The sequence below is a fragment of the Shimia aestuarii genome, assembly GCF_022814865.1.
In the GTDB taxonomy this organism is placed as follows: domain Bacteria; phylum Pseudomonadota; class Alphaproteobacteria; order Rhodobacterales; family Rhodobacteraceae; genus Shimia; species Shimia aestuarii_A.
In genome coordinates this window covers 1-6,530 of the sequence record NZ_JAKVRD010000041.1, presented here as the reverse complement: position 1 = coordinate 6,530, position 6,530 = coordinate 1, and the positions used below count along the sequence as shown (strand labels likewise).

General features: G+C 56.4%; 6 protein-coding genes. All 6 read left to right on the top strand.

Annotation, left to right across the window (positions count from 1 at the left end; genetic code table 11):
• Nucleotides 1-238: 238 nt before the first annotated feature.
• The 6 genes from MK745_RS19465 (at nucleotide 239) to MK745_RS19440 (ending at nucleotide 6,421) form a co-directional block, all read left to right on the top strand.
• Nucleotides 239-388, top strand: a complete 150-nt coding sequence (locus MK745_RS19465) for a transposase (RefSeq protein WP_243614838.1) — start codon at nucleotides 239-241, stop codon at nucleotides 386-388.
• Nucleotides 389-429: 41 nt separating this feature from the next.
• Nucleotides 430-726, top strand: a complete 297-nt coding sequence (gene tnpB / locus MK745_RS19460) for an IS66 family insertion sequence element accessory protein TnpB (protein ID WP_243614837.1) — start codon at nucleotides 430-432, stop codon at nucleotides 724-726.
• Nucleotides 727-1,807: 1,081 nt separating this feature from the next.
• A complete protein-coding gene (locus tag MK745_RS19455; protein WP_243614836.1) occupies nucleotides 1,808-2,167 on the top strand; it encodes a hypothetical protein in 360 nt (119 codons plus the stop codon).
• Between the two features lie 385 nt (nucleotides 2,168-2,552).
• Nucleotides 2,553-3,353: a hypothetical protein gene (locus MK745_RS19450; RefSeq protein WP_243614835.1), complete on the top strand. Its 801-nt coding sequence runs from the start codon at nucleotides 2,553-2,555 to the stop codon at nucleotides 3,351-3,353.
• A 108-nt stretch (nucleotides 3,354-3,461) separates the two neighbouring features.
• Nucleotides 3,462-5,663 (top strand): Mu transposase C-terminal domain-containing protein, encoded by a 2,202-nt coding sequence (locus tag MK745_RS19445; RefSeq protein WP_243614834.1) that lies wholly within the window; start codon nucleotides 3,462-3,464, stop codon nucleotides 5,661-5,663.
• Nucleotides 5,660-6,421 (top strand): TniB family NTP-binding protein, encoded by a 762-nt coding sequence (locus tag MK745_RS19440; protein ID WP_243614833.1) that lies wholly within the window; start codon nucleotides 5,660-5,662, stop codon nucleotides 6,419-6,421. Before MK745_RS19445 ends, MK745_RS19440 begins: the two co-directional genes overlap by 4 nt.
• Nucleotides 6,422-6,530 lie beyond the last annotated feature (109 nt).

Sequence of the window (6,530 nt, the reverse complement as noted above, 5' to 3'; positions counted from 1 at the left end):
GCCCCGTCAGAACCTCAACCTGCCTTAACTTCGTGACAATCTCTTCCGGCTTCGGTCGCTTGTTGGCCATGTGTTTCCTCCGTTTTCCTAAACATAGCGGAGGACCACTTCAGTGGGGGAGGATCAAGTGCGTTTCGAAATGTGCGCTACAAATTCGTTTCTCAAATAGCTGGGCGTCGAGATTTACGCGTCGGGACATCGCCGGTGGCCGGATGAGGCCAAGGCCTTGGTCGTCGCGATGACCTTGGAGACTGGTGCGACGGTGAATGCCGTGGAGGAGCGGTTTGGCATTCTGCCCAATCAACTTTCGGCATGGCGACGTGAAGCCAAACAGGACAAGCTTGTGCTGCCTGCGGCAGAAGTCGAGGACCCTGTCTTTGCGCCGTAAGCGGTGCGTGACGGTCACACCCGTTCACGGGAACGGTATTTGTGCTCCGCTCAAAGCGGGCGGATCGGCTAAAGTTGCTGTATTGGGATGGAACCGGGTTGGTGATGACCTACAAGCGGCTGGAGGAAACGACCTTCACTTGGCCTGCGATCAAGGATGGTCTGATGTCACTAAACCACGCCCAGTTTGAAGCACTTTTTACGGGACTCGACTGGCGTAAGGTGAAGGTGTCAACGGCGGAGCAAAACTCGGCGACGGTAGCGTCGGTATTGTGGAGTGCGCCCATCGTCATACACCATTCGGGCGAAGCTCAAGCGGACCAGTCCGCGATTCAATAGTGCCATTGCGAATTTCGGGCTCGTGGTCAGCGCAACTTTATAGAGTCGCATGGCTTCAATTGGACGCCCGAGCGTACTCATCTGGTTTGCAAGATTGGTCACTATCTGGCACGCCGGGGCGGGGTTAGTCCATCAAATGAGGGAGCCATATGTGCTTGGCGCAAATATCGGATTTGCCGCTCTCGATGAGGTTGGTGCCATGACCAATCCGTAGGAGGCAGAGAAGAATGCAGGCCGTCTTGAATGTTTGCTCGGAAATAGTAGAGCAAGGCATCGGGCGAGTCCTCCTGAGCGAGGAGTTCAGCGCATTCTGTGTCGAGGCCTTCGAGTGCCGCGGTGTCGCCAGCGTCGGATGCGTCATCGATGCGTAGGCCGAGGCCGTCCATCTGAGCATCGTCATTGTCTTGATTCATAGCTTCGCTCCCATGCCCCTTTCCGTTGCATCTGACCTTATAGCGCTTTGCAGCCCTAGAGTTGGGTCGGAAAGTGTATCGGCTGTGCCGTGAGGTATCGACCACACAATCAGATATAGTTGACATCTATGCTGAGCGCAGCACCTGGGGTGTCGAGCGCTGCCCATGATACAGCCTGCGGTGCGCAGTTAGCTCTGGCAGACGGCTGATTTCCCCCAAGCTTATAGCTTACCGGGACCAAAATCGGTCCTCCGTTGGGTGCTGAGCCCGACTTCTTCAAGTGCTCGCACAAAATAAATATTTAGAGAAATTCTTGTGTTTTTACGAAGTGTTGGTCCGCGCAGCGGGGAGGTGAGAATCTTCCCTGTCAGCGACTGGTTGGGAGCGACCGGCCTGACAGGGAAGGCCCTGCCATATCTTGTAAATAGGAAGCAAGATGTGCGGAAAATTTAATTTTAAAATGATGCAAATTTGCAACAATGTGACCGCAACCTGCATTTTTTCGTGTCCATCGGCCTTGTTTATTTATGGGGGGCGCCTCTATGTTTGGGTCATGACGCAAAACAACACTCATATCTCGCTTCTCCGCATACGGTTCATATGACGTGAACTCGCCCAGCCGTGCTCATACGGTTGGCACCTGAAGCTTGAGATTGAAGAGTGTGAGAATGGCAGTCGACCTCTCCCAAAAATTGCAGACCCAGTTTTGCGCCGTTGAACGGCAAACCGTTCCTGTCCGCGACTCTCGGCCTGTCTCTGCCTTTCTGCATGGAATCACCCACGGGAAAAACTGCGGTGATTCCCTGAGAAATGTTGGGATTGCCCATGTGAAGAGGGCATTGATTCTAGGGAAAATGCGACTGCGTCTCATTCTCGAGGCCGGTTTCGCCTTGCGAAAAATTTATCCGGAATCGCAAGACTTTGGTGAGCTGCAGGTTCGGGAATTCTGGTTCGCACAAGATGATGTGTCTGCGAAAAAGCGAAAGATTCCGCAGTTTCTATATTCGCACGATGTTCGGCGATACTGATTTCTAACCTATTGTACAAAAAAGAAAAAGACTTTTGGTATTCGAAATCGGGAGCTACCAAATACCCATCGCCGCAACACAGGAGGCACTGACGATGTAGCAAGAAACGAAAAAGCGATCTGCGCCAACAGACCGCTCTCTCTTGGAAGACCGAAGTCTACCTTAATCAGCTAGGAACCTATCACCCAAACGGGTTGGTTTCAAGGACTCGGATGCTTCCAGAACATGAAGACCTTCTTTTCCGCGACGCGTTTGTCGCCACGGGACAGGTCTGCCCGCAGCCAACCGCAATGTATCCCGAGTGGGCTTGTGCTGGGGCAGAACCATGGGGTCGCACGCTTTCCGACCGACCGGGGAGTGCAACTTGATTTGGAGATAGAAGACCATGTCCTACCATTTTCGCGATGTGCATCATCATCTTGACGCACTCCCTGATGAACTTACCGGCATTGTCTTGCCGACACCCTCCCAAGCGGTCCGCGATGTTCCCGCTGCATCTTCCGCACACTGCACTGCACACTCGGTGCTTGGCGATGGGGCCGGTGTTCGGATGCAGCACGAGAGCCACCTGGAAATCGACAGTTCCTACATTCTGAACTCCGTCCGGAATGTCGCCAGCATGCAGGAGCAGGTGATCTTTCACTTTGGGTGGGATCGGAAAAAACTGAAGAAGCACATCTTCGACGTGATTGTGACTCTCGTGTCCGGGGAACGCATTGCCTTCGCAGTCAAACCGGAAGTCCGCCTCTATTCGTCGAAGAAGGAAAGCTTCGAGGAGCACATGCAGGCCGTCACTTGGTGGGCCTACGAGACGGGTTTCGTGGATGAAGTGCGTATCCTCACCGAAGTCGATCTGGATCCGGTCGACCTGTACAATGCGAAGGTCATGGCTGCAGTCCGTGCCGTGGACTTCGATGCCGACAATGCCGCTCAACATGCTCTCGGGAGTTTGCCTGCCGGCGGTGGCTTGAGCTTGCGCGAGCTTACCTCGGCCGTCGGTCTGGGCGCACGGGGGTATCGGGCGCTGATCCGTCTGCTTCGGACAGGTGAAGCGCGACTTCAGGTGAAAGAACGGATCTCGCCGGACGCCGTGATCGTCAATGCCCGGGATGAAAAGTTGACCCAGCATCTGCCGGATCGCCCTGTGCTCGTCGCGGAACCGCAACCGGCTCTGACGGTCGTCTAGGCCTAACCGAAACATTCAAGTTTGCCACCCGTGCGCAATGCCGCGCGCGGGAACAGCACCCCCTTGCCCAATCACGGGCACCAACCTTGCCTAAACAGGAGACTTCCCATGTCCATGCACGAAAAATCCTTCCTCACCTTCAGCCTCGACAAAGATCATGTGTACTGCATGCATGGCGAGAGCTGGGGGTACGCCTACCAGACGAATGGTACGGCCACCTTCTATGCCATTGATGATCCGCACAAGAAGGCCACCTATGACCTCGGCACGCTCAACCGGCTGAACGCCAGCGGGGAGATCGAAGTGCGCCCCTATGCGCAGCTGCCGGAACATCTGCGCCCCGCTCAGGCCAATACGGTTGATGACGTGTTCATGGCCGGCCTCAGCCTTACGAAGCGCAAGCGTGCCAATCAGCGTGAAGCCATGGTCAAATCCTACTTCGAGCTGAAGGAACGGAAAGTCTTCAAGGTCGATGATACCGAGATCAATCATGCAATGTCGCAAATCCGCGATGGCGCTGAGGCCTATCTGGAGGAAACGCTTCCTGATCCGGAATACAGCCTGAAGGTGGCCAAGTACGAACGTGGCGAAGGGCCGAAACCCCGCTCCAAAAGCTCTGTCGTGCTCCCTGACAAGGTCGCCGCCAGCACTCTGCGCAAATGGGCGGCTGCCTACAAACGGGGCGGGAAGAAGGCCCTGATCGACAACCAGGACAAGCGCGGCAACACCAACAGCTACTTCACGATCGAAGAAATGGCTCTGCTCGCCGAGGTGGTGAACAAGGAGTACATGTCCCGTCAACGCAAGAGCAAGGCAACTGTGCTGGTCGATGTGAAACTCGCCTTCAAGGAGGAGAATGCACGCCGCGCTGAGGAGGGGGAGGTCAAACTTCGCACCCCGGGACGCGATGCGGTGAGCAATTTCATCAAATGCCTCGATAAGTTCCATGTCATGGTTGCACGGCATGGTCACGGTGAGGCCATGAAAAAAATGCGTCCGGTCAACAAGGGTGTTGAGGTTCTCCGTCCGTTCGAACGCGTCGAGATGGACGAGTGGAAGATCGATCTTCTGACGATCCTGAGCAAGAGCAAGCTGCTCCTGATGTTCACGCCGGAAGAGCGGGTGGCAATGGGCTTGGACGGAACCTTGAAGCGCTGGTGGATGGTTGGAGCGATCGACTGCCGGACCAACTGTCTGGTGGGCTTGGCGCTGACGCCGAACCCCAAGACCAGCAGCGCCCTCAAATGTCTGCGTATGGTTGTCAGTGACAAGGGGCAGTTCGCCGACAAAATGGGTGCGCTGTCGCCCTGGTCGATGTTCGGAACGCCGGAAACGCTCTATGTCGACAATGGCGGGGCGTTCAAGTCTCTGCTGTTCACCAATGCCTGTACGGATCTCGGCATTGCAAAAGTCCAGACCATCGCCGGCCAGCCTTCGATGCGGGGCAAGATCGAACGGGTGTTCGGCACGCTGGCGACGACTTTGCTGCCCCGTCTGTCGGGCCGTACCTTTGGCAGTGTGGTTGAACGCGGTACTCACCCTTCCGAGAAACTTGCCTGCCATGCCCTGGAAGACCTGATCTATGCCCTCGTGCGCTGGGTTGTCGATGTTTATCACAACACGCCGCAGGAGTCCTTGGGGCTGCGGACGCCGCTTGAGCAGTGGGAAAAGGATCTCGAAGATGGCAACTATCCCCTGATGTCTGCCCCGACCATGCGGCGCAAACGTCTCGCATTCGGATTGCCCCTGCAGCGTGAACTGCAGAAAGACGGGATCCGCATCCTGAACGTCCGCTACCAGACCGGCGACTTGGCGGCCAAGTATCTGAAGCGTGGCAAGCATCCGGTGAATGTGCGGTGGTTCGAGGAGGATATCGGGACCATTGAGGTCGAGCTTGATGGTACCTGGTACGCTGTTCCTGCAGTCAGTGACGCTTTCCAAGGGGTCGATGCCTCGACCTGGGTGGCCACGCGCCGCGCACTCCGCTCCCGCGATCAGAAGCGGATGGAGTGGGAAGAGGACGTGATCGCTCAGACCATTGCCGATATCGAAGCCCTGAACGCCGAGCGTAAAGCCGCCCGCCGCATCATTGACCATGGTTGGGACGAGAAACGTTTCAAGGCTGTCGAGCAAGAAGCCATGGCAAGCTTTGATGTTGTTTCTCCCCGCGAGAAACAGGTTTCGTCTTCGGATGGCCTGGGCCGGACCGTGACGCCGGTGGTGCAGACCAAGCCCAGCTCCGTGAAGGATACGGCCGGAGATTCCGCTGCGCAGGAAGCGTCTGCCGATACCTGGAAGATGCGTGATTGATCCCCAAAGCACCGGAAAACAGGAGAAAAACCATGACTCTTTCGAATAAAGAAATCGCCGCCAAGATGAAATCCCTGCGGAGTGCCCATATCGAGACCGATCGTGACAAGGCCTTCGAGAAGCAGCTGAGCCGCAAGTTCATCCGTGACGAGGACGGAGAACTCACGCATCTTCCTGTCCGCTGTACCGGTGGGACGGAAACCGAGGGGATCGCCTTTATCGAGGGATCCGGGGGAGGGAAAACCACGGCTATCGTTGAGGTCCTGAAGAACTTTGCTCCCTTGGCACACAATCCCGAGACTGGCGCGCCGCGCTATGTCCACTTGAAGGTGGCGGTCCCTGCGACCTTGCGCAGCCTGGGCGTCGACATCCTGAAGAAGATGGGAGTCGACAAGGTCAGCGACCGGGCGCGTGTCTACGATGTGTGGGACATGGTGCGTCATCGCCTGAAGGTCACTGGGGCAACGCTGCTCTGGATCGACGAGGCGCATGACATGTTTAAGTCCGCCTCGGGTGCCGAGACCGAAAACATGTTCAAGATGTTGAAAGGGCTGATGCAGGGTGAGCACCCCGTCGTTCTGGTGCTGAGTGGAACCGAACGTCTTGGATCGATCACGGGAATTGACCCACAGGTAAATCGCCGGTTCACCAAAATCCGGCCAGCTCCTCTGGCCTTTGGCGTGGACAATGCTCGGATCAAGGGTCTGGTCGGGGCGTATGCCGCGAAGGCCGGGCTGGAGGTGATCCTCCCCCACTGAAGTGGTCCTCCGCTATGTTTAGGAAAACGGAGGAAACACATGGCCAACAAGCGACCGAAGCCGGAAGAGATTGTCACGAAGTTAAGGCAGGTTGAGGTTCTGACGGGGC

Coding starts and splice junctions, on each gene's coding strand:
- MK745_RS19455 (WP_243614836.1), top strand. CDS start 1,808: ATGGCAGTCGACCTCTCCCAAAAATTGCAGACCCAGTTTTGCGCCGTT.
- MK745_RS19450 (WP_243614835.1), top strand. CDS start 2,553: ATGTCCTACCATTTTCGCGATGTGCATCATCATCTTGACGCACTCCCT.
- MK745_RS19465 (WP_243614838.1), top strand. CDS start 239: ATGACCTTGGAGACTGGTGCGACGGTGAATGCCGTGGAGGAGCGGTTT.
- MK745_RS19445 (WP_243614834.1), top strand. CDS start 3,462: ATGTCCATGCACGAAAAATCCTTCCTCACCTTCAGCCTCGACAAAGAT.